24 protein-coding genes and 5 tRNA genes are annotated in these 23,783 nt (G+C 62.2%); 11 read left to right on the top strand and 18 right to left on the bottom strand.

The features are described from left to right. Positions 1 to 2: 2 nt before the first annotated feature. The 5 genes from flgD to L6D77_RS08280 all read right to left on the bottom strand — a co-directional run bounded on the left by flgD (position 3) and on the right by L6D77_RS08280 (position 3,647). Positions 3 to 701, bottom strand: coding sequence for a flagellar hook assembly protein FlgD (flgD, locus tag L6D77_RS08260; protein ID WP_232882799.1), 699 nt, complete (start codon positions 699 to 701; stop codon positions 3 to 5). 13 nt (positions 702 to 714) lie between these two features. After that, positions 715 to 1,158 (bottom strand): flagellar basal body rod protein FlgC, encoded by a 444-nt coding sequence (gene flgC, locus L6D77_RS08265; RefSeq protein ID WP_110991889.1) that lies wholly within the window; start codon positions 1,156 to 1,158, stop codon positions 715 to 717. A 2-nt stretch (positions 1,159 to 1,160) separates the two neighbouring features. Further along, positions 1,161 to 1,568, bottom strand: coding sequence for a flagellar basal body rod protein FlgB (gene flgB / locus L6D77_RS08270; RefSeq protein ID WP_232882798.1), 408 nt, complete (start codon positions 1,566 to 1,568; stop codon positions 1,161 to 1,163). Positions 1,569 to 1,838: 270 nt separating this feature from the next. Beyond that, positions 1,839 to 2,666: a protein-glutamate O-methyltransferase CheR gene (gene cheR / locus L6D77_RS08275; protein WP_232882797.1), complete on the bottom strand. Its 828-nt coding sequence runs from the start codon at positions 2,664 to 2,666 to the stop codon at positions 1,839 to 1,841. Positions 2,667 to 2,717: 51 nt separating this feature from the next. Then, positions 2,718 to 3,647: a chemotaxis protein CheV gene (locus tag L6D77_RS08280; protein ID WP_232882796.1), complete on the bottom strand. Its 930-nt coding sequence runs from the start codon at positions 3,645 to 3,647 to the stop codon at positions 2,718 to 2,720. Between the two features lie 63 nt (positions 3,648 to 3,710). On the opposite strand from L6D77_RS08280, the gene flgA reads away from it, so the two are divergent. The 4 genes from flgA to L6D77_RS08300 all read left to right on the top strand — a co-directional run bounded on the left by flgA (position 3,711) and on the right by L6D77_RS08300 (position 6,281). Then, positions 3,711 to 4,460 (top strand): flagellar basal body P-ring formation chaperone FlgA, encoded by a 750-nt coding sequence (gene flgA, locus L6D77_RS08285; RefSeq protein ID WP_232882795.1) that lies wholly within the window; start codon positions 3,711 to 3,713, stop codon positions 4,458 to 4,460. Positions 4,461 to 4,635: 175 nt separating this feature from the next. Next, complete coding sequence (flgM, locus tag L6D77_RS08290; protein ID WP_232882794.1) at positions 4,636 to 4,941, top strand: flagellar biosynthesis anti-sigma factor FlgM; 306 nt, start codon at positions 4,636 to 4,638, stop codon at positions 4,939 to 4,941. A 47-nt stretch (positions 4,942 to 4,988) separates the two neighbouring features. After that, a complete protein-coding gene (locus L6D77_RS08295) occupies positions 4,989 to 5,456 on the top strand; it encodes a flagella synthesis protein FlgN (protein ID WP_232882793.1) in 468 nt (155 codons plus the stop codon). 81 nt (positions 5,457 to 5,537) lie between these two features. Beyond that, positions 5,538 to 6,281 (top strand): flagellar brake protein, encoded by a 744-nt coding sequence (locus tag L6D77_RS08300; RefSeq protein ID WP_232882792.1) that lies wholly within the window; start codon positions 5,538 to 5,540, stop codon positions 6,279 to 6,281. A 90-nt stretch (positions 6,282 to 6,371) separates the two neighbouring features. Here the strand turns inward: L6D77_RS08300 and L6D77_RS08305 are convergent, their stop codons facing one another. The 3 genes from L6D77_RS08305 to bkdR all read right to left on the bottom strand — a co-directional run bounded on the left by L6D77_RS08305 (position 6,372) and on the right by bkdR (position 9,856). Beyond that, the gene (locus tag L6D77_RS08305) at positions 6,372 to 7,715 is read right to left on the bottom strand and encodes an MFS transporter (RefSeq protein ID WP_232882791.1); all 1,344 of its coding nucleotides are present in this window, start codon (positions 7,713 to 7,715) and stop codon (positions 6,372 to 6,374) included. Between the two features lie 130 nt (positions 7,716 to 7,845). Beyond that, complete coding sequence (locus L6D77_RS08310) at positions 7,846 to 9,087, bottom strand: glutamine synthetase family protein (protein ID WP_232882887.1); 1,242 nt, start codon at positions 9,085 to 9,087, stop codon at positions 7,846 to 7,848. A 280-nt stretch (positions 9,088 to 9,367) separates the two neighbouring features. Further along, a complete protein-coding gene (gene bkdR, locus L6D77_RS08315; RefSeq protein ID WP_125465000.1) occupies positions 9,368 to 9,856 on the bottom strand; it encodes a Bkd operon transcriptional regulator BkdR in 489 nt (162 codons plus the stop codon). 197 nt (positions 9,857 to 10,053) lie between these two features. Here bkdR and L6D77_RS08320 point away from each other — a divergent pair, with 197 nt between their 5' ends. Genes L6D77_RS08320 through lpdA form a run of 4 tightly spaced genes read left to right on the top strand, consistent with a single transcriptional unit; the run spans position 10,054 to position 14,997 of the window. Then, a complete protein-coding gene (locus L6D77_RS08320) occupies positions 10,054 to 11,286 on the top strand; it encodes a 3-methyl-2-oxobutanoate dehydrogenase (2-methylpropanoyl-transferring) subunit alpha (RefSeq protein ID WP_232882790.1) in 1,233 nt (410 codons plus the stop codon). 1 nt (position 11,287) lies between these two features. After that, positions 11,288 to 12,346: an alpha-ketoacid dehydrogenase subunit beta gene (locus L6D77_RS08325; RefSeq protein WP_110991900.1), complete on the top strand. Its 1,059-nt coding sequence runs from the start codon at positions 11,288 to 11,290 to the stop codon at positions 12,344 to 12,346. Further along, positions 12,347 to 13,615, top strand: coding sequence for a dihydrolipoamide acetyltransferase family protein (locus L6D77_RS08330; RefSeq protein ID WP_232882789.1), 1,269 nt, complete (start codon positions 12,347 to 12,349; stop codon positions 13,613 to 13,615). 2 nt (positions 13,616 to 13,617) lie between these two features. Next, the gene (lpdA, locus tag L6D77_RS08335) at positions 13,618 to 14,997 is read left to right on the top strand and encodes a dihydrolipoyl dehydrogenase (RefSeq protein ID WP_232882788.1); all 1,380 of its coding nucleotides are present in this window, start codon (positions 13,618 to 13,620) and stop codon (positions 14,995 to 14,997) included. A gap of 66 nt (positions 14,998 to 15,063) precedes the next feature. On the opposite strand, the gene L6D77_RS08340 is transcribed toward lpdA, so the two are convergent. Continuing rightward, entirely contained in the window at positions 15,064 to 16,062 is a 999-nt protein-coding gene (locus L6D77_RS08340; RefSeq protein ID WP_232882787.1) for a sensor domain-containing diguanylate cyclase, read from the bottom strand. Positions 16,063 to 16,279: 217 nt separating this feature from the next. Between L6D77_RS08340 and L6D77_RS08345 the strand changes: the two genes are divergently transcribed. Together L6D77_RS08345 and L6D77_RS08350 are read left to right on the top strand one after the other, a co-directional pair. Then, positions 16,280 to 16,798, top strand: a complete 519-nt coding sequence (locus tag L6D77_RS08345; protein ID WP_232882786.1) for a hypothetical protein — start codon at positions 16,280 to 16,282, stop codon at positions 16,796 to 16,798. A gap of 135 nt (positions 16,799 to 16,933) precedes the next feature. Then, positions 16,934 to 18,142: a benzoate/H(+) symporter BenE family transporter gene (locus L6D77_RS08350; protein ID WP_232882785.1), complete on the top strand. Its 1,209-nt coding sequence runs from the start codon at positions 16,934 to 16,936 to the stop codon at positions 18,140 to 18,142. A gap of 26 nt (positions 18,143 to 18,168) precedes the next feature. Here L6D77_RS08350 and L6D77_RS08355 read toward each other — a convergent pair. Together L6D77_RS08355 and phnN are read right to left on the bottom strand one after the other, a co-directional pair. Continuing rightward, a tRNA-Arg gene (locus L6D77_RS08355) sits at positions 18,169 to 18,245 on the bottom strand. A 94-nt stretch (positions 18,246 to 18,339) separates the two neighbouring features. Further along, positions 18,340 to 18,942 (bottom strand): phosphonate metabolism protein/1,5-bisphosphokinase (PRPP-forming) PhnN, encoded by a 603-nt coding sequence (phnN, locus tag L6D77_RS08360; protein WP_232882784.1) that lies wholly within the window; start codon positions 18,940 to 18,942, stop codon positions 18,340 to 18,342. A gap of 344 nt (positions 18,943 to 19,286) precedes the next feature. On the opposite strand from phnN, the gene L6D77_RS08370 reads away from it, so the two are divergent. Continuing rightward, a complete protein-coding gene (locus L6D77_RS08370; RefSeq protein ID WP_033699552.1) occupies positions 19,287 to 19,613 on the top strand; it encodes an Arc family DNA-binding protein in 327 nt (108 codons plus the stop codon). 60 nt (positions 19,614 to 19,673) lie between these two features. Here the strand turns inward: L6D77_RS08370 and mgtE are convergent, their stop codons facing one another. From mgtE to L6D77_RS08405, 7 genes are all read right to left on the bottom strand, one after another. Continuing rightward, complete coding sequence (gene mgtE, locus L6D77_RS08375) at positions 19,674 to 21,116, bottom strand: magnesium transporter (protein ID WP_232882783.1); 1,443 nt, start codon at positions 21,114 to 21,116, stop codon at positions 19,674 to 19,676. Positions 21,117 to 21,492: 376 nt separating this feature from the next. Further along, positions 21,493 to 21,569, bottom strand: a tRNA-Arg gene (locus tag L6D77_RS08380). 72 nt (positions 21,570 to 21,641) lie between these two features. Beyond that, positions 21,642 to 21,718 (bottom strand) — tRNA-Arg (locus L6D77_RS08385). Between the two features lie 72 nt (positions 21,719 to 21,790). Continuing rightward, positions 21,791 to 21,867, bottom strand: a tRNA-Arg gene (locus tag L6D77_RS08390). A gap of 106 nt (positions 21,868 to 21,973) precedes the next feature. Next, positions 21,974 to 22,064: transfer RNA gene (locus L6D77_RS08395), tRNA-Ser, on the bottom strand. A gap of 72 nt (positions 22,065 to 22,136) precedes the next feature. Next, on the bottom strand, positions 22,137 to 22,325 hold the full coding sequence (csrA, locus tag L6D77_RS08400) for a carbon storage regulator CsrA (protein ID WP_003254503.1): 189 nt from the start codon (positions 22,323 to 22,325) through the stop codon (positions 22,137 to 22,139). A gap of 169 nt (positions 22,326 to 22,494) precedes the next feature. After that, the gene (locus L6D77_RS08405; RefSeq protein ID WP_232882782.1) at positions 22,495 to 23,730 is read right to left on the bottom strand and encodes an aspartate kinase; all 1,236 of its coding nucleotides are present in this window, start codon (positions 23,728 to 23,730) and stop codon (positions 22,495 to 22,497) included. Between the last annotated feature and the right edge of the window lie 53 nt (positions 23,731 to 23,783).

The raw sequence follows: 23,783 nt of genomic DNA on the forward strand, positions 1-23,783 counted from the left end.
CGTTAGATTCCGATGCTGGTGACTTTGGAGATGCCGATTTTGCCGATGCCGGCCAGGTCGAGCATCATCTCGCTGCCGTTCTGGAAGCTGACACTGTTGACCCGTGCCGGGAGCAAGGTGGACAGCGTCTTGGCCTTGCCGTCGACCGTGGTCTCAGCCGTGAAGGTGTAGGTGCCCGGGGCGACTTTTTCGCCCTTTTCATTGGTGCCGTCCCAGATGAAGTCGGCGGTGCCGGCCTTCTGCGAACCCAGCTGCATGGTCTTGACGACGTTGCCGTCCTTGTCCTTGATAGTGACCTTGGCATCGCTGATGCTCTGCGGCACCACGACCTGGCCATTGAAGCTGGAGGCGGTGTCGACCACGGCCTTGTCGCTCTGCACGATCACCGAGCGGCCGACCAGCGAGGTGGCCTGCAGCGCCTGGGATGAGCCAATGCCGGTGAGGATCCCGTTGACCGAACTGTTCAGCGTCTGGATACCTTCCAGGCTGCTGAACTGCGCCAGCTGCGCGACGAACTCGCCGTTTTCCTGCGGATCGAGCGGGTTCTGGTTTTTCATCTGCGTGACCAGCAACTGCAGGAACGCATCCTTGCCCAGCGCACTGCCGGCCTGGCCGGTGGTGCTGCTGTTCTTGCTGTCGGTCTTTTGCAACGACTTCAGGTAGGAACTACCGACTTCGTTGCTGGTATTGGTGGTGGTCATGGCGGCTCCGTGCTTACTGACCCAGGGTCAGCACTTTCTGCATCATGTTCTTGGCGGTGTTCATCAGCTCGGCGTTGGTCTGGAACGCGCGGCTGGCGGAGATCATGTCGGCCATCTCCTCGACCACATTCACATTCGGGTAGTAGACGTAGCCGTCCTTGTTCGCCGCCGGATGGTTAGGCTCGTAGCGCGCCTCGAGGTTGCTCTGGTCCTCGATGATGCCCTTGACCTGCACGCCCTGCCCCGCCTCGCCCTGGTCTTCGAACAGCGACTGGCTGGTGCCGGCTTGCGCGTTCTGGAAGGTGGTGGCGAATACCGGGTGGCGCGCACGGTAGGTCTGGTCGATGCTCGAGGAGACGGTCTCGGCGTTGGCGATGTTCGAGGCAACGGTGTTCAGGCGCGTGTTCTGCGCGCTCATGCCGCTACCGGCGATATTGAAGACACTGGCAAGGGACATGGTCACTCTCCGCGCAGGGCCGATACCAGCCCTTTGAATTTACTGTTGAGCAAGGTGAAGCTGGCCTGGAAGCCGATGGCATTCTCGGTGTAGTTCGATTGCTCGATCTGGGCATCGACGGTGTTCTGGTCGATCGACGGCTGCGTCGGGACGCGGTACTGCAAGGTGTCGTCGGCCATCGCCAGCCCTTCGGCCTCGATATGGCGAGTGTTGGTGCGATCCAGGGCAATGCGGCCCTTCTGCTGCTTGTCGGCCTCGGCGGCGAGCACCGACGAGAAGTCCATGTCACGCGCCTTGTAGTTCGGCGTATCGGCGTTGGCGATATTGTTGGCCAGCACTTCGGCACGCTGGGCGCGGAAGCCCAATGCCTTTTCGTGTATGCCAAGCGCCTTGTCGAAGCTGATGCTCATATCAGGGAAACCTTCGTAGGTGACCAGAATTTCGTTGGCTTAGCTTTAGCAAGGCCTGTGCCAGCTTTACAGAACCCCGCATTCACTGGGCCGCAAGGCTTTCCACGCTGATGTGCTTGCCAGAAAAGCGGCAAATCGCTTCCGCCGCACAGCAGGCAAGCGGCAATTGCCGCCCGGCAAAAGCGGCAAACCAAAAAATTGACGTCATTTGTCACGCCCATGAAAAAGGCCGGAGTCTGACGACACCGGCCTTTCTTCACGGCTCAGGCGTTACTTGGCCTGGTAGATGATGCCCGGACTGCACTGAACCATCTGATAGTGGTCCGGCAACCCATTGAGCGCCTCGGAAGCACCGAGGAACAGATAGCCACCGGGCTTCAGGGTGCCGTGGATACGCAGGAGAATGTCCTTCTTGACCTGGGCCGAGAAGTAGATCAGCACGTTGCGGCAGAACACCACGTCGAACTTGCCCAGGGGCGCGTAACTGTCCAGCAGGTTGTACGAGCGAAACTCGACGCGGCTGCGGATCGGCGCCTTGACGGCCCAGCGCCCCGGCCCCTTGGGATCGAAGTAGCGCTGCAGGCGCTCCTGCGACAAGCCGCGGGCGATGGCCAGGCTGTCGTATTCGCCGGTCTTGCAATTGTTGAGCATCGAGCCGGACAGGTCAGTGGCAACGATCTGCGCCCCCATCTTCAACTGGCCAAGGTTGCTGCGCTCGAACTCGTCGATAGCCATGGAGATGGAGTACGGCTCCTGCCCCGACGAGCAGGCGGCCGACCACATGCGCAGGCGCTGGCCCGGGTTACCCTTGATGAATTCGGGGATGACCTTGTTCTTGAGCACCTCGAAGGGGTAGGTATCACGAAACCACAGGGTTTCGTTGGTGGTCATGGCGTCGACCACCTGCTCGCGCAAGCCGCCACGCGGCTGCGCCTGGATACGCTGCACCAGCTCGCCCAGCGACTTGATGCCCTGCTGCTCCATCAGCTTGTTGAGACGGCTGGAGACCAGGTACTGCTTATTCTCGCCCAGCAAGATGCCACAGGCTTTCTCCAGGAAGACCCGGAACTGTTCGAAATCCAAATTACCCGTAGACAATGCTGCCGCCTCTTTCTAAATCGCTAGCGCCGGGGGCAAGCCCCGGCCGTTTCAATGGGTCGCCTTGATCCGGTCGACCACTCGCTGGGCGAGGTCGTCCGGCCTGAACTTGGCCAGGAAATCATCGGCCCCGACCTTCTTGACCATGGCCTGGTTGAAGACCCCGGACAGCGAAGTATGCAGGACGATGTGCAGTTTTTGCATGCGCGGGTCGCTGCGGATCTCGGCCGTCAGGGTATAGCCGTCCATTTCCGGCATCTCGATATCCGAGATCATCATGAGGAACTCCTCCTCCGGCCGCTTCCCTTCGTCTACCAGCTTGCGCAGGTAATCCAGTGCCTGACGGCCATCGTTGAGCGCCACCACCTCGACACCGACGGTCTGCAGGCAACGGCTGACCTGCTTGCGCGCCACCGACGAATCATCGACGGTCAACACCCGCAGCAGCACCGCCTTGTCCTGCACCTCCGCATCGATAACACCTTCGGACACCGACTCGGACGATGGCGCGACTTCCGCCAGCACCTTCTCCACATCGATGATCTCGACCATGCGGTTATCGACCCGGGTGACCGCGGTCAGATAATGATCACGCCCGGTCCCCTTGGGTGGCGGATGGATCTCTTCCCAGTTCATGTTGACGATGCGTTCGACCGAGTGCACCAAAAAACCCTGGGTCTTGGTGTTGTACTCGGTGATGATCACAAAGCTGTTACGCGTGTCTTCCTTCAACCCTGGCAACCCCGTTGCCATCGACAGGTCCAGGATCGGGATGGTCGCCCCGCGAATATTGGCCACCCCACGCACCACCGGGTGCGACCTGGGCAGTACCGTCAGTTCCGGGCACTGCAGCACCTCCCGGACCTTGAACACATTGATGCCATAGAGCTGGTCGCCATTGAGGCGAAACAACAGCAGCTCCAGGCGATTCTGCCCCACCAGCTGCGTGCGCTGGTTGACCGAATCCATCACTCCAGCCATGCCGGACTCCTCCAACGATTGCCTGCATACCGAATCGGCACGGGCTTTGCTTTTTTGAGCGCCATGTATACGAAAACGACATTTTCCCGACGACTGACGCGCCTGCTGACCGGCTCACTGGCTGCCCTGTGCCTCATGGCACCCGGTGTTCGCACGCTGGCGGAAGCATTCACCTTGCCTGAACAGCTTATCGGTGTCACCCAAGGGTTTCTTGAATTCACCGTGGAAGATTATCTGGCGACCACCCAGACCGGCGGCCGCTACGAGATTCAGGTCAACCGACTCGACCCACGCCTGCGCATGCCGTTGTGCAGCCAGCAACTTGACGCTTCATTGGAAAGCCCGACCCCGCTGGGCCGGGTCACGGTGAAGGTGCGCTGCGACGGCACGAGCCCGTGGACGATCTTCGTACCCGCACAAGTGCGCCTGCTGCGCGACGTCGTGGTGATGACCCGGCCGCTCAAGCGCGAAAGCGTGGTTGGCGAAGGCGACATTGCCCTGCGCGAACGGGATGTCGGCACGCTTGGCCCTGGGTATCTGACGCAAACGGACCAGGCCGTGGGCATGAAGCTGCTGCGCCCCACGGTGGTGGACCAGGTACTGACCCAGCAACACCTGGAGCAGGCCGAGGTGGTGCGCAAGGGCGATCATGTGGTGATCGTCGCGCGCAGCGGCACCCTCAGCGTGCGCATGCCCGGCGAAGCCTTGAGCAAAGGCGGCCTGCAGGAACAAATCCGGGTGCGCAACCTCAACTCCAAACGCGTAGTGAAAGCGCGGGTCACAGGGCCCGGGCAGGTCGAGGTCGCCATGTAGCAATATTCACCGCCGGATAACGACTGAAAGCTGGCGGCAGGGAACCGCTCCCCCTAAACTGTGTCGGAATCGGGTTGCGCAAGCGTGCTGCCAGGCAGCACTGCATTCCTGCCTAAAGTTTTTTTCGGGTTGGCCGAAAACAGGGTATGCGTACAAATACCCAGAGGTTTTGATCATGGTCATCGACTTCAGTCGTGTGAATAATTCTCCGCCCAGCACGAATGGCGTACGTGGCAATGCCGCGCCTGGCAACGTCGAAAAAACCGACGTAAACAGCGCGGCGCCCAGCACCAGCGGCGAAGCGGTACACCTGAGCCCAGAGGCCCAGCAGCTGCAGAAGATCAGCGACACGCTGCGCGACCAGCCAGTGGTCAACAGCGCCCGTGTGGCCGAGTTGAAACAAGCGATCGCGGACGGCAGCTACCAGGTCGACGCCGGCCGGGTCGCCAGTAAACTGCTCAATTTCGAAGCCCAGCGCTAACCTCCAGGTGCGCTGACTTCAAGGACGCTACACGCCAAGAGTTAGCCATGCACGACATCACTCTGCTGCAACTGATCGAAAACGACATCGCACCCACGCAGGAATTGCTCGACCTGCTCCAAAGCGAGACGGTCGCCCTGCACGGGCGGGACATGCCGCTGCTGGAACAGATTCTGGCCCGCAAGCAGTCGTTGATCATCTTGCTCGAGCAGCAGGGTCGCCGGCGCAGCCAGCTGCTCCAGGACATCGGCCTCAGTGCCGATCGCGCAGGCGTGCAGGCCCTGGCCGCGCAATCGCCCAATGGCGAAGCCCTCATGCAACGGCTCGATGCCCTTACCGCCCTGATGGACGCCTGCCAGAAGGCTAACGAGACCAATGGCCTGGTCATCCAGGTCCAGCAGCGCGCCACGGCCAACCAGGTCAGCATCCTCATGGGTGGCGAGTCTCCATCGCTGTACGACAGCCGTGGCACCACCTCGCCAATGGCCAAGCCCCGGGCGCTCAGCCAGGTGTGATTTTTCCTGTTCAAGGCACGGAGCATACTGGCAAAATGCCGTAACTTGCGTGTGTCGTTTTTGCCTGGAGATTGAGAACCCGTGTTCAATGAAACCGATGCCCCCCAGCCACCAAAGGTGCTCACAACCCCTTTGGAAATCGCGGCCAACCTGCGCCAGCTGCTGGAGAGCCACGACCCGCTGATCATCAGCTTCCATGAGCGCAGCCAGCGGTTCCAGAGCTATGTGGTGCACCTCGACCGCGACAACGGCGTTCTGGCACTGGACGAGATGATCCCCCGCGATGGCGAGAAGTACATCGAGAACGGTGAACCGTTCCGCATCGAAGGCTTCCATGACGGCGTACGCATCGCCTGGGAGTGCGATACACCGCTGACCATCACCGAGATCGACGGCCACCGCTGCTACCGCGGCCCACTGCCCACGGAAGTCACCTACCATCAGCGCCGCAGCGCCTTCCGCGCCGCGCTCAAGCTGTCGCAGCTGGTCGACATCGTTCTTGACGGCACTCACCTGAAGGGGAATGGCGCCCTGCGCGGCAAGCTGCTGGACATCTCCGCCACCGGCTGCAAATTGCGCTTTGACGGCAACGTCGAAGAGCGCCTGCAACTGGGCCAGGTGTACGAGCGTTTCAAGGCCGCCAACCCGCTCGGCCTGACTGACACCATGGTCGAACTGCGCCACCTGCACTTCGAGGAGCGCATCAACACCACCTTCGCCGGGGTACGCTTCCACAACCTCAGCGGCCAGGCGCAGCGCAAGATCGAGAGTTTCGTGTATCAGTTGCAGCGCGAAGCACGACGCTTCGACAAAGACGACTACTGATTACCCGCCAGACATGCAAACGCCACCCTAGGGGTGGCGTTTTCGTTTGCAGCGCTGCAGCCGACTTTCAAGATGGCCGGCCACCCCCGCTTAATTGACCGACTTGTCGACCGCGGCGCCGGGCTGCACAGCCGGCTCAGCGCCTTTCTCATCCGCTTCGGTATCCTCCGCTGCCACTGGCGTCTGCATCACTTCCTGCACGGTCTGCTCATCGACCCGTGGGTCAAGCGCCGCCGACAGTGGCGAACCGGCCGCCGGCATGGCCACGTGGCCCAGCGGCGCATCCTGGACCTGGTGCAGCCCGGTAACCGCCTTCGGCCGGATACGCCAGACCAGCACCAGCGCAAAGAACACAAAGAACGCATACAGCATCTGCGGGCCCAACACCTTCATCAGCACCCCCGCCGCCAGCGGCCCGATACAGGCACCCACGCCGTAGGTCACCAACAACATGGCGGTCAGCGATACCCGCCGTTCGCTTTCCACATGGTCGTTGGAAAACGCCACAGCCAGCGGATACAGGCAGAACTGCAGCAGCGAAATCACGAAGCCAATACCAAACAACAACTCCAGCGGCACACCCGGCAGGATCGCCAGGGGCGCCGAAGCCAGCGCCAGGCCGATCGCCACGCTGCGGATCAACACCGCGCGGTCATAGCGATCGGACAGCCAGCCCAGCGGCCACTGCACCACCAGGCCGGCCAGGATGCAGCTACCCATGAACAGACCGATCTGCTCGGTGGACATGCCCTGGCTGCTGGCATACAGCGGCGCCAGACCATAGAACGAACCGACGATCAGCCCAGAGCCCAGTACGGTGGAGAGCGATTGCGGCACCCGCTTGATGAAGAATTTCGGCTCCATCGGTGCCGGGCGCAACGGTGCGGGGTGGATGCGCCGGGTCATGGCCACGGGCACCAGGCACAGGGCGAAGCACATGGCTACCAGCATCAGCAGCTCTGGCCCCAGCTGTGGGTGCACCACAAGAATCAGCTGGCCCAGCACCAAGCCCAGATAAGACGCGATCATGTAGCCACTGAACACCGCGCCTCGGTGCTTGGCATCGGCCTGCTCGTTGAGCCAGCTTTCGATGACCATGTACTGGCACATCATGCCCAGGCCGACGACCATCCGCAGCCCGATCCAGGCCGGTAGCCAACTGGTCAGGCCATGCCCGAGCACTGCCGCACAGACGATACCGGCGCAGGTGGCATAGGCACGAATATGCCCGACCCGGCCGATCAGCCGGTGGCCTACCTTGCCGCCCACCGCCAGGCCGAAATAGTTGGCCGCCATCAGCGCACCGATCCACAGGCTATCAACGTGATCGGCGGCGAGGCGCAGGGCCAGGTAGGTACTGAGCAGGCCCGAGCCGATCAGCATCATCAAGGCAGCGAAGTACAGCGACTGAAACGGCTTCCAGATATTTCGCATACGTCCCGTCGGGCTCCTGGTGCAGGTGGCGGTGGGTTGCAGGCAAGCATAAAAGCAAATCCGCCGCGACGCAGGCCCCCGGCGGCGAAAAAGATCGCCGACGGCGGGCCCGTTACAGGTTACGTCGCGCTCAGGCCTGCGACGCCAGTACACGCCGCTCCCAGGGCGTGATCTCGTCGAAGAAGTCGCTCAGCTCGAGGGTCTTGGTGGCGATGTAGCCTTCGATGAACTCGTTACCGAAAAGCTCCCGCGCCAGCCCACTGCGCTGGAGTCGCTGCAACGCCGCATGCAGGGTGCAGGGCAGGCTCAAGTGCTCGGGCACTTCGAACTCGCCCTGGATCGGCGCCGTCGGGGCGAGCTGCTGCTCGATGCCATGCAGGCCGGCGGCAAGGCTCGCGGCAATCGCCAGGTACGGGTTGGCGTCGGCACCCGGCAGACGATTCTCCACCCGCCGCGCCACCGGCGAGCTGGCCGGAATGCGCAGGCCAGCGGCGCGGTTGTCGTGGGACCAGCAGGCGTTGTTCGGCGACGCGTAGGGGTGGCACAGGCGCTGGTACGAATTGACGTTGGGCGCGAACAGCGCGGTGAAATCGGCCAGCCAGGCCTGCAGACCACCGATGAAATGATGGAAGGTGCCGGTTGCCCTGCCCTGCTCATCGCTGAACACGTTTCGCCCACTGGCGATATCCACCAGGCTCTGGTGGATGTGCATCGAGCTGCCGGGGGTATGTGCCAGCGGCTTGGCCATGCACACCACGGTCAGGCCATGGCGCAGCGCCACTTCCTTGAGCAGGTGCTTGAACAGGAAGGTCTGGTCGGCCAGCAGCAGCGGGTCGCCGTGCAACAGGTTGATCTCGAACTGGCTGACGCCCATTTCATGCATGAAGGTGTCACGCGGCAGGCCCAGCGCCGCCATGCACCGGTACACCTCGCTGAAGAACGGCCGCAGGCCGTTGTTGGAGCTGACACTGAAGGCCGAATGCCCCATCTCCCGGCGGCCATCCTTGCCCAGCGGCGGCTGGAACGGCTGCTGCGGGTCGGCGTTGGGGGCGAACACGAAGAATTCGAGTTCGGTCGCCACCACCGGCGCCAGGCCATGCTCGGCGTAACGGGCAATCACCGCCTTGAGTTGGCCCCGGCTGGACAACTGCGATGGCGTGCCGTCGAGTTCGACCGCATCGCAGATGGCCAGGGCCCGAGGCTCGTCGCTCCAAGGCAAGCGATGGATCTGCGCAGGGTCGGCCACCAGTGCCAGGTCGCTGTCGTCGCTGCCATAGTATTTCGCCGCCGGGTAGCCACCCATGATGCACTGCAGCAACACCCCCCGCGCCATCTGCAGGCGCCGGCCTTCGAGGAAGCCCGCGGCGGTCATGACCTTGCCGCGCGGCACGCCGTTGAAGTCTGGGGTTACGCACTCGATCTCGTCGATGCCCTTCAGGTGCTCTGCCTGGTTGCGTGGGCCTTCGGTCGTCATGACGCTGTCCTTCTTGGGGTATTGGCGTGCCGGGAATGGCGCCGCGCTCAACATAGGATGGGGGTATTTGAAATATCAAGCACGCCATGGGGCGCGGCGCCCTCTTGGCGGGTAAACCCGCTCCCAGAGGATATTGGTGCCCTGTGGGAGCGGGTTTACCCGCGAAAGCGCCAGACCACTAATGCTCACGCAAGGTCATGCCATTGGCTGGCAACGGCAACGCAGTCTTGTAGCGCACCTGCTTGAGGGCAAAGCTGGAGCGGATGTTGGCCACCCCCGGCAACCGCGTCAGGTAATCGAGAAAACGCTCCAGCGCCTGGATGCTGGGCAGCAGCACGCGCAGCAGGTAATCCGGGTCGCCGGTCATCAGGTAGCACTCCATCACCTCGGGGCGCTCGGCGATCTCTTCTTCGAAACGGTGCAGCGACTGCTCCACCTGCTTCTCCAGGCTGACATGGATGAACACATTGACGTCCAGCCCCAGCGCCTCGGGCGACAACAGGGTCACCTGCTGGCGGATCACCCCCAGCTCTTCCATGGCCTTGACCCGGTTGAAACAAGGGGTGGGCGACAAGTTGACCGAACGCGCGAGCTCCGCGTTGGTGATCCGCGCGTTTTCCTGAAGGCTGTTGAGAATGCCGATATCCGTGCGATCCAGTTTGCGCATGAGACAAATTCACCTGGTTTTTGTGTTTGTGCGGAATGTTTATCTCCAGCGCCAGACAAAGGCAATGAACTTGAGAGAAAAATTCTCCTGCCGTCCCCCTATGATGTAACAGACGCTGACCTGCCAGTCACAAGCCGGCACTCAGCGGCGACCGCTTCAAAGCTCACAAAAACAACAGCCGAGCGAGCGTAAAAAGCATGAACGAGTACGCCCCCCTGCGTCTGCATGTGCCCGAGCCTACAGGCCGGCCAGGCTGCCAGACCGATTTCTCCTACCTGCGCCTGAACGACGCGGGTCAAGTCCGTAAACCGCCCATCGATGTGGAACCTGCCGACACCGCCGACCTTTCCGGCAGCCTGGTGCGCGTGCTCAACGAGCAAGGCGACGCCGTTGGCCCGTGGGCCGAGGGCATCGATGCGCAGGTGCTGCGCCAAGGCATGCGTGCCATGCTCAAGACGCGCATCTTCGACAGCCGCATGGTCGTGGCCCAGCGCCAGAAGAAGATGTCCTTCTACATGCAGAGCCTGGGCGAGGAAGCCATCGGCAGCGGCCAGGCGCTGGCCCTGAACCGCACCGACATGTGCTTCCCCACCTACCGCCAGCAGAGCATCCTGATGGCCCGCGACGTGTCGCTGGTGGAGATGATCTGCCAGCTGCTGTCCAACACCCGCGACCCGCTCAAGGGCCGCCAGCTGCCGATCATGTACTCGGTGCGCGAAGCCGGCTTCTTCACCATCAGCGGCAACCTGGCCACCCAGTTCGTCCAGGCGGTCGGCTGGGCCATGGCCTCGGCGATCAAGGGCGATACCAAGATCGCCTCGGCCTGGATCGGCGACGGCGCCACCGCCGAGTCCGACTTCCACACCGCGCTGACCTTCGCCCATGTGTACCGTGCCCCGGTGATCCTGAACGTGGTCAACAACCAGTGGGCGATCTCGACCTTCCAGGCCATCGCCGGTGGCGAGTCGACCACCTTCGCCGGCCGTGGCGTCGGTTGCGGCATCGCTTCGCTGCGGGTCGACGGCAACGACTTCATCGCCGTCTATGCCGCCTCGCGCTGGGCCGCCGAACGCGCCCGCCGCGGCCTGGGCCCAACCCTGATCGAATGGGTCACCTACCGCGCCGGCCCGCACTCCACGTCGGACGACCCGTCCAAGTACCGCCCTGCGGACGACTGGAGCCACTTCCCGCTGGGCGACCCGATCGCCCGCCTGAAGCAGCACCTGATCAAGGCCGGGCACTGGTCCGAAGAAGAGCACCAGGCGGTCAGCGCGGAGCTGGAGGCCGAGGTGATCAAGGCGCAGAAGGACGCCGAGCAGTTCGGCACCCTGAGCAATGGCCATATCCCCAGCGCGGCCTCGATGTTCGAGGACGTGTACAAGGAAATGCCCGACCACCTGCGCCGTCAGCGCCAGGAACTGGGGGTCTGAGATGAACGATCACAACAACAGCATTGACCTGGAAAACGCCATGTCCACCACCACCATGACCATGATCCAGGCCCTGCGCTCGGCCATGGATGTCATGCTCGAGCGCGACGACAACGTGGTGGTCTACGGCCAGGACGTTGGCTACTTCGGCGGCGTGTTCCGCTGCACCGAGGGCCTGCAGACCAAGTACGGCAAGTCGCGGGTGTTCGATGCACCGATCTCCGAAAGCGGCATTGTCGGTACCGCCGTGGGCATGGGCGCCTACGGCCTGCGCCCGGTGGTCGAGATCCAGTTCGCCGACTACTTCTACCCCGCCTCCGACCAGATCGTCTCGGAGATGGCGCGCCTGCGCTATCGCTCGGCCGGTGAGTTCATTTCGCCACTGACGCTACGCATGCCCTGCGGCGGCGGCATCTATGGCGGGCAGACCCACAGCCAGAGCCCGGAAGCAATGTTCACCCAGGTGTGCGGCCTGCGCACCGTCATGCCGTCCAACCCCTATGACGCCAAGGGCCTGCTGATCGCCTCGATCGAATGCGACGACCCGGTGATCTTCCTCGAGCCCAAGCGCCTGTACAACGGCCCGTTCGACGGCCACCACGACCGTCCGGTTACCCCGTGGGCCAAGCACCCGCACAGCAGCGTGCCGGATGGCTACTACACCGTGCCGCTGGACAAGGCGGCAATCACCCGCCCGGGCAACGACGTCACCGTGCTGACCTACGGCACCACCGTGTACGTGTCGCAAGTGGCGGCTGAAGAAACCGGCGTCGATGCCGAAGTCATCGACCTGCGCAGCCTGTGGCCGCTGGACCTGGAGACCATCGTCGAGTCGGTGAAAAAGACCGGCCGTTGCGTGGTCGTGCATGAAGCCACCCGCACTTGCGGCTTCGGCGCCGAACTGGTGTCGCTGGTCCAGGAGCACTGCTTCCATCACCTCGAAGCGCCGATCGAGCGCGTCACCGGTTGGGACACCCCCTACCCCCACGCACAGGAATGGGCTTACTTCCCAGGGCCTTCGCGGGTAGGTGCGGCATTGAAACGGGTCATGGAGGTCTGAATGGGCACGCACGTCATCAAGATGCCGGATATCGGTGAAGGCATCGCGCAGGTCGAGTTGGTCGAGTGGTTCGTCAAGGTCGGCGACATGATCGCCGAAGATCAGGTGGTGGCCGATGTCATGACCGACAAGGCCACCGTGGAAATCCCGTCGCCGGTCAGCGGCAAGGTGCTGGCCCTGGGCGGCCAGCCGGGTGAAGTGATGGCGGTCGGCAGCGAGCTGATCCGCATCGAAGTCGAAGGCAGCGGCAACCATGTCGATACGCCACAGAGCAAGCCGGTGGACGCGCCTGCCGCGCCGGTGAAGGCCGAAGCCAAGCCCGAGCCACGCATCGAAACAGCGCCTCAGGTTGCCGCGAGCCACACCGCCGCCGCCATCGTGCCGCGCGAGGCACACGAAAAACCGCTGGCTTCGCCTGCCGTGCGCAAGCGTGCGCTGGATGCCGGTATCGAACTGCGTTACGTGCATGGCAGCGGCCCTGCCGGGCGCATCCTGCATGAAGACCTCGACGTCTTCATCAGCAAACCGCAGAGCAACAGCGGCCAGGCACCGGGCGGCTACGGCAAGCGCACCGACAGCGAACAGGTGCCGGTGATCGGCCTGCGCCGCAAGATTGCCCAGCGCATGCAGGACGCCAAGCGCCGTGTCGCCCACTTCAGCTACGTCGAGGAAATCGATGTCACTGCAGTCGAAGCCCTGCGCCAGCAGCTCAACGCCAAGCACGGCGACAGCCGTGGCAAGCTGACCCTGCTGCCGTTCCTGGTGCGTGCCATGGTCGTCGCCCTGCGCGACTTCCCGCAGATCAACGCCACCTATGACGACGAGGCCCAGGTCATCACCCGCCACGGCGCGGTGCATGTGGGCATTGCCACGCAAGGCGACAACGGCCTGATGGTGCCGGTGCTGCGCCATGCCGAAGCCGGCAGCCTGTGGAGCAACGCCAGCGAGATTGCCCGCGTGGCCCATGCCGCACGCAACAACAAGGCGACCCGTGAAGAACTGTCCGGCTCGACCATTACCCTGACCAGCCTCGGCGCGCTGGGCGGCATCGTCAGCACGCCGGTGGTCAACACCCCGGAAGTGGCGATCGTCGGTGTCAACCGCATGGTCGAACGGCCGGTGGTGATCGACGGCCAGATCGTCGTGCGCAAGATGATGAACCTGTCCAGTTCGTTCGACCATCGCGTGGTCGACGGCATGGATGCCGCACTGTTCATCCAGGCCGTGCGCGGCCTGCTGGAACAACCTGCCTGCCTGTTCGTGGAGTGACCATGCAACCGATCATCGACACCACCCTGCTGATCATCGGTGGCGGCCCCGGCGGCTATGTGGCCGCCATCCGCGCCGGGCAACTGGGCATCCCCACCGTGCTGGTGGAAGGCCAGGCGCTGGGCGGCACCTGCCTGAACATCGGCTGCATCCCGTCCAAGGCGCTGATCCATGTGGCCGAGCAGTTCCACCAGACCAGCCGTTACACCCAACCGTCGGCACTGGGCATCAGCGTATCCTCGCCGCGCCTGGACATCAGCCGCAGCGTCGAGTGGAAGGACGGCATCGTCGACCGCCTCACCAGCGGCGTCGCCGCCCTGTTGAAAAAGCACGGCGTGAAAGTGATCCACGGCTGGGCGAAGATCCTCGATGGCAAGAGCGTCGAGGTGGACGGCCAACGCATCCAGTGCGAGCACCTGTTGCTGGCCACCGGTTCGAACAGCGTGGAACTGCCGATGCTGCCGATCGGCGGGCCGATCATCTCGTCCACCGAAGCCCTTGCCCCCAAGGCCCTGCCGCAGCACCTGGTGGTGGTCGGCGGCGGTTACATCGGCCTGGAGCTGGGCATCGCCTACCGCAAGCTGGGCGCCAAGGTCAGCGTGGTGGAAGCGCGCGAGCGCATCCTGCCGACCTACGACGCCGAACTTACCGCACCGGTGGCTGACTCGATCAAGAAACTGGGCATCGCGCTTCACCTGGGCCATAGCGTCGAGGGCTATGCCGACGGCTGCCTGCTGGCCCGCGACAGCCAAGGCGCGGAACTGCGCCTGGAGGCCGACCAGGTATTGGTGGCCGTAGGTCGTCGCCCGCGCACCCGGGGCTTTGGCCTGGAAAGCCTCGACTTGAAGATGAACGGCGCGGCCATCGCCATCGACGAGCGCTGCCAGACCAGCATGCGCAACGTCTGGGCCATCGGCGACGTGGCCGGTGAGCCGATGCTGGCGCACCGAGCCATGGCCCAGGGCGAGATGGTGGCGGAAATCATCGCCGGCAAGGCGCGGCGCTTCGAGCCCAGCGCAATCGCCGCCGTGTGCTTCACCGACCCGGAAGTGGTGGTGGCCGGTACGACGCCGGAACAGGCCAGCCAACAGGGCATTGACTGCATCGTTGCGCAGTTCCCGTTTGCCGCCAACGGCCGGGCCATGAGCCTGGAGTCGAAGAGCGGCTTCGTGCGGGTGGTGGCACGCCGCGACAATCACCTGATCCTCGGCTGGCAAGCGGTAGGGGTGGCGGTTTCCGAGCTGTCCACCGCCTTTGCCCAGTCACTGGAGATGGGCGCACGACTGGAAGACATCGCCGGCACCATCCACGCCCACCCGACCTTGGGTGAAGCCGTCCAGGAAGCGGCGCTGCGCGCCCTGGGCCACGCCCTGCACATCTAGCCTCGAACACTGAAGCGGCAATAGCCGATTTGGCCCGCAGCGTTACCAGGCGCTGCGGGCATTTTTTTATTCGACGATGGCATCCTTGCCGGCCGCCTTGGCCCGATACAGCGCCTTGTCGGCACGGGCCAGCAGCGCCTGTTGATCCTCCCCTTCCTGCCATTGCACCACGCCGTAGCTCATGGTCAGCTGGCAATCGCCCACCGGTGCGATGGACGCCACGGCCTGGCGTATCCTGCGCGCGGCTTCACGCGCCTCTTCCAAGGTTGTCTGCGGCAGCACCACCACGAACTCATCGCCGCCCCAACGCGCCAGCAGGTCCTGGGCGCGCAAACACTCACGGATGCGCTCGGTCACCTCGATAAGCGCTGCATCGCCACGGGCGTGGCCGTGCAGGTCATTGATCGGTTTGAAGTCATCCAGGTCCATGGCGATGACCGCCAGGGGCTGGCGGTAGCGCCGGGCGCGCTCGCACTCCTGCTCCAGGGTTTTTTCCAGGTGGTACCGATTGGCGGTGCGGGTCAGCGCGTCCCGCTCGGCCAGTTCACGGTTTTCGTCGAGCTGACGCTGCAACTGCTGGTTGACCCAGGACAGCTCGCGGGTGCGCTCGGCCACCTGGCTCTCCAGCGACTGATTGCGTTGCTCCAGTTCGGTGACCAGGCGTTTGCCGGCATCGATGTTGCGATGGGCACCGAGCATGCGCGCCACCGAACCGTCGTCGTTGCGGGCGATGATGTGGCCGCTGTCCTCGATCCACAGGTAGCTGCCGTCCTGGCAGCGGCAGCGGTACTCGATGCGGTAACGCTCATTGCGCTGGTTGATGTAGGCCTCGAAATGGGCCATCACCCGGGGGAAGTCTTCGGGGTGGATCACGCTCTCCCAGGTCAGGACCGAGTTGGCCATCGAGTGGCTGGCGTAGCCCAGCATCGCGTACCAGCCAGGGTTGCGGTAGACGTAGCCGGTGTTGGCATCCCAGTCCCAGATGCCGTCGCTGATCAGGTTGAACAAAGTGTGAAGTTGCTGCTCGCTGAAGCCGGCCGGTACCGGCCTTGGTGCCTGACTCATGGACGCTCTCCTTGGTATCCGGCAACTGCGCCCCGGTCACGGTGCTGCGGATGTTCATCGTGATTGCCGCAGTCGGCAATCCTGTTCCTCTGGGGGGCAAGCATATGCCCAGTAAAGCGCTGCCGGAATAGCCCGGGTGGGCTATTTCGAGACGTTTGCGCGCTGGCACAGCTTTTGCCCCTTTGATCGCGCTTATTGACCCTTTCAAGGAGGAGACATGCTCACGTCAGTCACCGGGATGCCATGGCAGCCCGCGGTGCAGCCATCCAGCCGCACCGGCAACGAACAGGCGCTGGCACAGGCGCTGCCGTTCCAGCCGATTACCGTCGCCGACGGCGCCGCCGCACAACAGAACAGCCAAGGCAGCACCTCGCAGCAGAACAGCGAGGACAACCGCAAGGAGGCCTTCGCCAAGCTCATGGTCATGCTGCAGAACCCGGACGTTGCTGCCCGCCAGCAGTCCAGCGTCGGCAAGCAGGAACAAAGCAACGCAATGCAGGAGTTCCGCGACTACATGGACAAGTCGCCAGCGGAGAAGATCAAGGAAAAGTACCTGCAGGAACTGGGGCTGAGCGAGGACGAATACAACGCGCTGCCGCCAGAGAAGAAAGCACGTATCGATGAGCAGATCGCCCAGCGCATGCAGGAAGATGTCGAGTCCAAGGCCCTGGCCAGTCTCGGGCAGCAGGCGCTGGGTACGCAGGAAAGTGAGGCGCTCAAGGGTACCGGGCTCTGAGCCAGGTGCGTGGCCTTCCCCGGGCCACGCTTCTTTAGGTAGGGAAGGCCCCGCGCAGCACTCGACAGCGAGCGAGTAACGGGATTCAATCCAGCCCACCTCAATCGCCTTGCAACAGGGAATCGGCAATTCGTCATGGACAGACTCAGACAAGACTTCTCACTTTCGGCGGTGGTCGCCGGCCTGATCGCAGTGATCATCTCCTATGCCGGCCCCTTGATCATCGTGTTCCAGGCTGCCCACCAGGCCCAACTCAGCAACGAGGCGACCGCCTCGTGGATCTGGGCGATCTCCATCGGCAGCGGCCTGACCGGTTTGCTGCTGAGCTGGAAACTGCGGGTTCCGGTGATCACCGCATGGTCGACACCTGGCGCGGCGTTGCTGGTGTCGATGCTGCCGACCGTGTCACTGGCGCAGGCCGTGGGGGCCTATATCGTTGCCTCGGTTCTGATCGCCGTGATCGCACTGAGCGGGGCGTTCGACAAGTTGATGCGCCGCCTGCCCAAGGCAATCGCCGCCGCCATGCTCGCCGGTATCCTGTTCCGATTTGGCGCCGAGCTGTTCAGCTCCATCCGCCTGCAGCCGTTGCTGGTCCTGTCGATGCTCGCGGCCTACCTGCTGTTCAAACGCCTGTCGCCCCGCTACGCGATCCTCTCGGTGTTGGTGGTTGGCTGCGGGCTTGCCGCCAGCATGGGTCAACTCAATACCGGCGCCCTGGTACTGGAGATGGCCGTCCCGCTCTGGACAGCGCCGCAATGGAGCTGGCATGCCATCGTCAACATCGGCCTGCCGCTGGCGCTGGTGTCACTTACAGGCCAGTCGGTACCGGGGATCGCCGTGCTGCGCACAGCTGGTTACCAGACCGCTGCACGGCCGATCGTCTCGGTGACCGCCATCGGCTCGTTGCTGCTGGCGCCGTTCGCCTGCCACGGGGTGAACCTGGCAGCGATCACCGCAGCCATCTGCACAGGCCGGGAGGCCCACGAGAACCCCGACAAGCGCTATATCGCCGGCATTGCCTGTGGCGCCTTCTACCTGCTGATGGGCACCTTCGGCGCCACGCTCGCCTCGGTGTTCGCCGCCCTGCCCCGGGAAATGATCGCCGCCCTCGCCGGCCTGGCGCTGTTCGGTGCCATCGCAACCGGGCTGAGCGGTGCAATGGCCGATGAAAAGCAGCGTGAGCCTGCGTTGATTACGTTCCTGGTCACGGCCTCTGGCATGAGCTTCCTGGGCCTGGGCGCCGCCTTCTGGGGGCTGATCTTCGGCATGGTCGCCTTCTTCGCGCTCGGCTACACCCGCCCGCATAGCACCCACACACAAGCGCACGTTGGCGAACAGCGATGAGTTTGAGGGGTAATAGAAGGTGTGAATGGCGTCCCAGGGCAGGTTCGAACTGCCAACCTTCCCCTTAGGAGGGGGATGCTCTATCCAATTGAGCTACTGAGACACAGGGGCCGGCAACGGACGTTGCACGGTAGGGACGGCGAGCATGTTACCCAGCGTATAGGCATTTGTCATGTTTCTATCGGGCATTTTGCACGTCAGTCTTTTCCTTTTGCTTGGCCGATGACACCTTCCGCGCGCAAAACGTCGAATAGCGCCTCGACGGCCTCATCGAGGGCGGCCGAGTTATCCAGCACATGCACCGAAGCGTCGTAGGCCTGCAAGCGGGTACCGCGGGCCAGTCGCTGCTCGATTTCCTCGGCACTTTCCCGACCGCGAGCCGTCAGGCGTTGGCGCAGAACATCAGGTAGAACGGTCAGGCCGACTGCAAGCAGATCCGGGTAGCGTCGCCGGGCTTCTTGCAGGTACCCCCTTGAGCCGTTCACCAGCACCGAGCGGCCAGCGGCGAGGCACTCCTGCACCTGTGCAGAAATGCCGTAGCACAGTCCATTGGCCGCCCAGTTCAGGACAAACGCTCCTGCCGCACGCATGGCCTCGAAGCGCTCGGGCGTCACGCCCAGCGCACTTTCCCCCTTGGCCTCGGGTGAACGGGTAATGACCCTTCGGGCGACTTCCACCCCGTATTCGGCCAGGCGCTCGCGTGAGGCATCGATCAGGGAATCTTTGCCCGAGCCCGATGGTCCCATCAGGAATATCAACCGCCCTCTTGAGGACGGAGTGCCGCTTGCGTCATATTGCATAGCCACTATGCTCAAGGTGTGGGAACCTGCGCATTCTAGGGTTTTTCCCTAACCTTTGCTGCCAGTTATCAGATTTTGACGACAAAGGTCTGACGCAGATGCAAAGCGAGCAATGTGAATCTTTTCAAACCAGTACTCATTTCTGACAATTGGTACTGGCAAAAAGCCTGTACCGGAGCCACTATTTGTCACAGAATTGACGCCAAGGAATCGGCGACATGAGGCAAGATGAAAACCCGAAAGCACATTACGGTTGAACATTTTGTCGTCGCCGCGGTCGTACTCCCACCGTGCGGCCAATTTGCGAACCGCTTCCCCTGAACCAGAACAACCGGTCAATTTATATGCGCCCATTGAAACAGGCTATTTATTCGAGCCGCACCGCTGACAAGTTCGTCGTCCGCCTGCCAGACGGAATGCGTGAGCGCATTGCCGAGGTAGCCCGCAACCATCACCGCAGCATGAACTCCGAGATCATCGCACGCCTGGAACAGAGCCTTATCCAGGAAGGCGCGCTGGGCGACGAACTGAGCATGCGCCTGGACAGCCCAGAGCTCAGCCTGCACGAGCGCGAACTGCTGCAACGCTTCCGCCAGCTCTCCCATCGCCAGCAGAACGCACTGGTTGCGCTCATCGCACACGATGTGGAAATGGCCGCCGACGCGTCCTGACACAAAGCTTCGACACACAAAAAAGCCAGCGCAAGCTGGCTTTTTTGTTGCTGCCGCCCCTCAGAGCAGGAACAGCGTGGCCAACCCCAGGAAAATGAAGAAGCCGCCGCTGTCGGTCACAGCAGTGATCATCACGCTCGAGCCCATGGCTGGATCACGCCCCAGGCGGGTGAGCGTCATCGGGATCAAGACCCCCATCAACGCTGCCAGCAACAGGTTGAGGGTCATGGCCGCCGTCATCACCAGGCCCAACGACCAGCTGCCGTAGAGCATGAATGCCACCGCGCCGATCACCCCACCCCAGATCAGGCCGTTGAGCAGCGAAACTGCCAGCTCCTTGCGCATCAGCCGACTGGTGTTGCCCGGCGATACCTGATCCAGCGCCATGGCGCGCACGATCATGGTGATGGTCTGGTTACCCGAGTTGCCACCGATGCCGGCAACAATGGGCATCAGCGCAGCAAGGGCGACCAGTTTCTCGATCGAACCTTCGAACAGACCGATCACTCGGGACGCAAGGAAGGCGGTGATCAGGTTGATGGCCAGCCAGGCCCAGCGGTTACGCAGCGAGCGCCAGACCGAGGCGAAGATGTCTTCCTCTTCGCGCAGACCGGCCATGTTGAGCACTTCGCTCTCGCTCTCTTCGCGGATCAAATCGACCATTTCATCGATGGTCAGTCGACCAATGAGGCGCTCGTTCTTGTCCACCACCGGCGCGGAGACCAGGTCATAACGCTCGAATGCCAGGGCTGCGTCATAAGCATCTTCCTCGGGGTGGAACACCACCGGGTCGTTGGCCATGACCTCCGCGACTTTCTTTTCCGGATCGTTGACCAGCAGCCGCTTGATGGGCAGCACACCCTTGAGCATACCGTCGTAGTCGACCACGAACAGTTTGTCGGTGTGCCCCGGCAGCTCCTTGAGCCGACGCAGGTAACGCAGTACCACTTCCAGGCTGACGTCTTCGCGGATGGTGACCATCTCGAAGTCCATCAGCGCACCGACCTGCTCCTCGTCATAGCTCAGCGCCGAACGCACGCGTTCACGCTGCTGGGCGTCGAGGCTTTCCATCAATTCATGAACGACGTCCCGCGGCAATTCCGGCGCCAGGTCGGCGAGCTCGTCGGCGTCCATTTCCTTGGCGGCGGCAAGCAGTTCGTGATCGTCCATGTCGGCGATCAGGGACTGGCGGACGGCGTCGGAAACTTCCAGCAGGATGTCGCCATCACGATCAGAGCGCACCAACTGCCAGACCGTCAGGCGGTCTTCCAGTGGCAAGGCTTCGAGGATGTAGGCAATGTCGGCAAGGTGCAGGTCATCGAGCTTGCGCTGCAGCTCGACAAGGTTCTGGCGGTGGACGAGGTTTTCCACAAGGTCGTGGTGATGACCTTCCTGACGGTGCGTCAGATCCTCGACTACCCGCTGGCGCTGCAGCAGTTCGATCACCTGGGCAAGGCGATCCTGCAGGCTGTCTTGAGCTTTCTTTACTTCTACTTCGGTCATAGGCGAACTCCACCCCCAGCAGCGGAGCACGCCGGGAGAATCAATCGATCAGATCTTGCTGCATGTAGCGTATTAGCGAGTAACTACTGGGTAAGTCCATGGTGGTATTCCACAAGCCCCGGCGGGGCTGACGGGCGCAATCATACACGGTGTCAGCTGTCGGATCGCTTAAAATTTTGGCTAGAACAATCGTTTGCGCAATAAAGCTGTGACAACACTCGAAGCCAACAGTGCGACGGCCTGAATGCTACAAAAATCACAATCGGTTATTGGCTGCGCGGCATCGGGCTATCAACGTGAGTCTAGTCGCGCGCAGACAGAATCAGTAAACGCTGAAAAAGAAAAAGCCCGCTTATATAAGCGGGCTTTTCAGGTGTGGCGGACTCAGGAGGATTCGAACCTCCGACCGCTCGGTTCGTAGCCGAGTACTCTATCCAGCTGAGCTATGAGTCCGTGGTTGGTAGTTTTATGCCAGATTACCACTGGCTGCTGAAATCGCCTTGCAAGCAAAGCCACTTCAATAAGTGGCGGACTCAGGAGGATTCGAACCTCCGACCGCTCGGTTCGTAGCCGAGTACTCTATCCAGCTGAGCTATGAGTCCGTAGTTGGTATTTTTAGACCAGATCACCACTGGTTGAATGAACTGCTTTGAAGATCAAAACCGCCCATTAAATGGCGGACTCAGGAGGATTCGAACCTCCGACCGCTCGGTTCGTAGCCGAGTACTCTATCCAGCTGAGCTATGAGTCCGTGTCTTGCCGCGCATTATAGGTCGCTGAAACATTTTTGCAAGAACTTTTTCGTTTAAAATCAACTACTTAGCGTTCTTACTGTTTAAAGCGCCCTACGCAAATAATGGCGGTGAAGGGGGGATTCGAACCCCCGATACCCTTATGAGGTATACTCCCTTAGCAGGGGAGCGCCTTCGGCCACTCGGCCACCTCACCGCAACACGAGGCGAATATTAAACACACCCTTCCTCGTTTGCAACCCTTTTTTTGAAAAAAACTTCAAAAAAATTAAAGGCTTGGCTCTTCGTCCTTCTCTTTCTTGATGCGCAGGTAGATTTCCTCACGGTGAACGGCCACTTCCTTGGGCGCGCTCACGCCGATACGTACCTGGTTGCCTTTGACACCCAGGACCGTCACGGTGATCTCACCGTCACCAATGATCAGGCTCTCGGCGCACCGACGAGTCAGAATCAGCATAGTTTTCTCCTCACATGAATCTTCAGGGACAACAGTCTTTGATTAAGCAGGGCCCGACCGGGGACGACGGCACTGGCCCGTACACACTGCCAGCAGCACCTGGACAGGGGTGCAACCGGCAGCCAGAAACGCGAAGGGCGCGGCAAGCCGCGCCCTTCCAGGCAACGTCTTACTCGCCCTGTCGGGCAGGAGCGTCGAGCTCGAACGCGGTGTGCAGCGCACGAACGGCCAGCTCCAGGTACTTCTCTTCGATCACTACCGACACCTTGATTTCGGAGGTGGAAATCATCTGGATGTTGATGCTCTCCTTGGCCAGGGCTTCGAACATGCGGCTGGCAACACCCGCGTGCGAACGCATGCCGACGCCGACGATCGACACCTTGGCGATCTTGGTGTCACCAACCACTTCACGCGCACCGATCTCACGGGCGGTGTTCTCCAGCACGCTGAGCGCCTTTTCGTACTCGTTGCGGTGCACGGTGAAGGTGAAGTCGGTGGTGTTATCGTGCGAAACGTTCTGCACGATCATGTCGACTTCGATATTGGCCGCGCTGATCGGACCGAGGATCTTGAATGCAACGCCTGGAGTGTCCGGGACGCCACGAATGGTCAGCTTGGCCTCATCACGGTTGAAGGCGATACCGGAAATGATTGGCTGTTCCATGGATTCCTCTTCATCGATGGTAATGAGGGTACCCGGACCCTCCTTGAAGCTGTGCAGCACGCGCAGCGGGACGTTGTACTTGCCGGCGAACTCCACCGAACGGATCTGCAGCACCTTGGAGCCGAGGCTGGCCATTTCCAGCATCTCTTCGAAGGTGATCTTCTCCAGGCGCTGGGCCTGGGGCACGACACGCGGGTCGGTGGTGTAGACGCCATCGACATCGGTGTAGATCTGGCACTCGTCGGCCTTCAGCGCCGCGGCAAGTGCCACACCGGTGGTGTCTGAGCCGCCACGGCCGAGCGTGGTGATGTTGCCCTGCTCGTCAACGCCCTGGAAACCTGCAACCACGACCACACGACCAGCCTTGAGGTCGGCGCGGATCTTCTGGTCGTCGATCTGCAGGATGCGCGCCTTGTTGTGAGCGCTGTCAGTGAGGATGCGCACCTGGTTGCCGGTGTACGACACCGCAGGCACGCCACGCTTCATCAACGCCATGGTCAGCAAGGCAATGGTGACCTGCTCACCGGTCGAAACAATCACGTCCAGCTCGCGAGGTTCCGGCTTGTCGGTAATCTGCTTGGCCAGGTCGATCAGGCGATTGGTTTCGCCACTCATGGCCGACAGCACCACCACCAGGTCAGTGCCCTGCTCACGGAATTTCTTGACCTTGTCGGCTACCTGCTCGATCCGCTCGATGGAACCGACAGAGGTGCCGCCAAATTTCTGTACGATCAACGCCATTTCAAAGGTGCCTCAGCCCCAAGGGGCCCCAAAAAACAATCCAACATGAAGCG

Source organism: Pseudomonas parasichuanensis, assembly GCF_021601385.1.
Taxonomy (GTDB): Bacteria; Pseudomonadota; Gammaproteobacteria; order Pseudomonadales; family Pseudomonadaceae; genus Aquipseudomonas; species Aquipseudomonas parasichuanensis.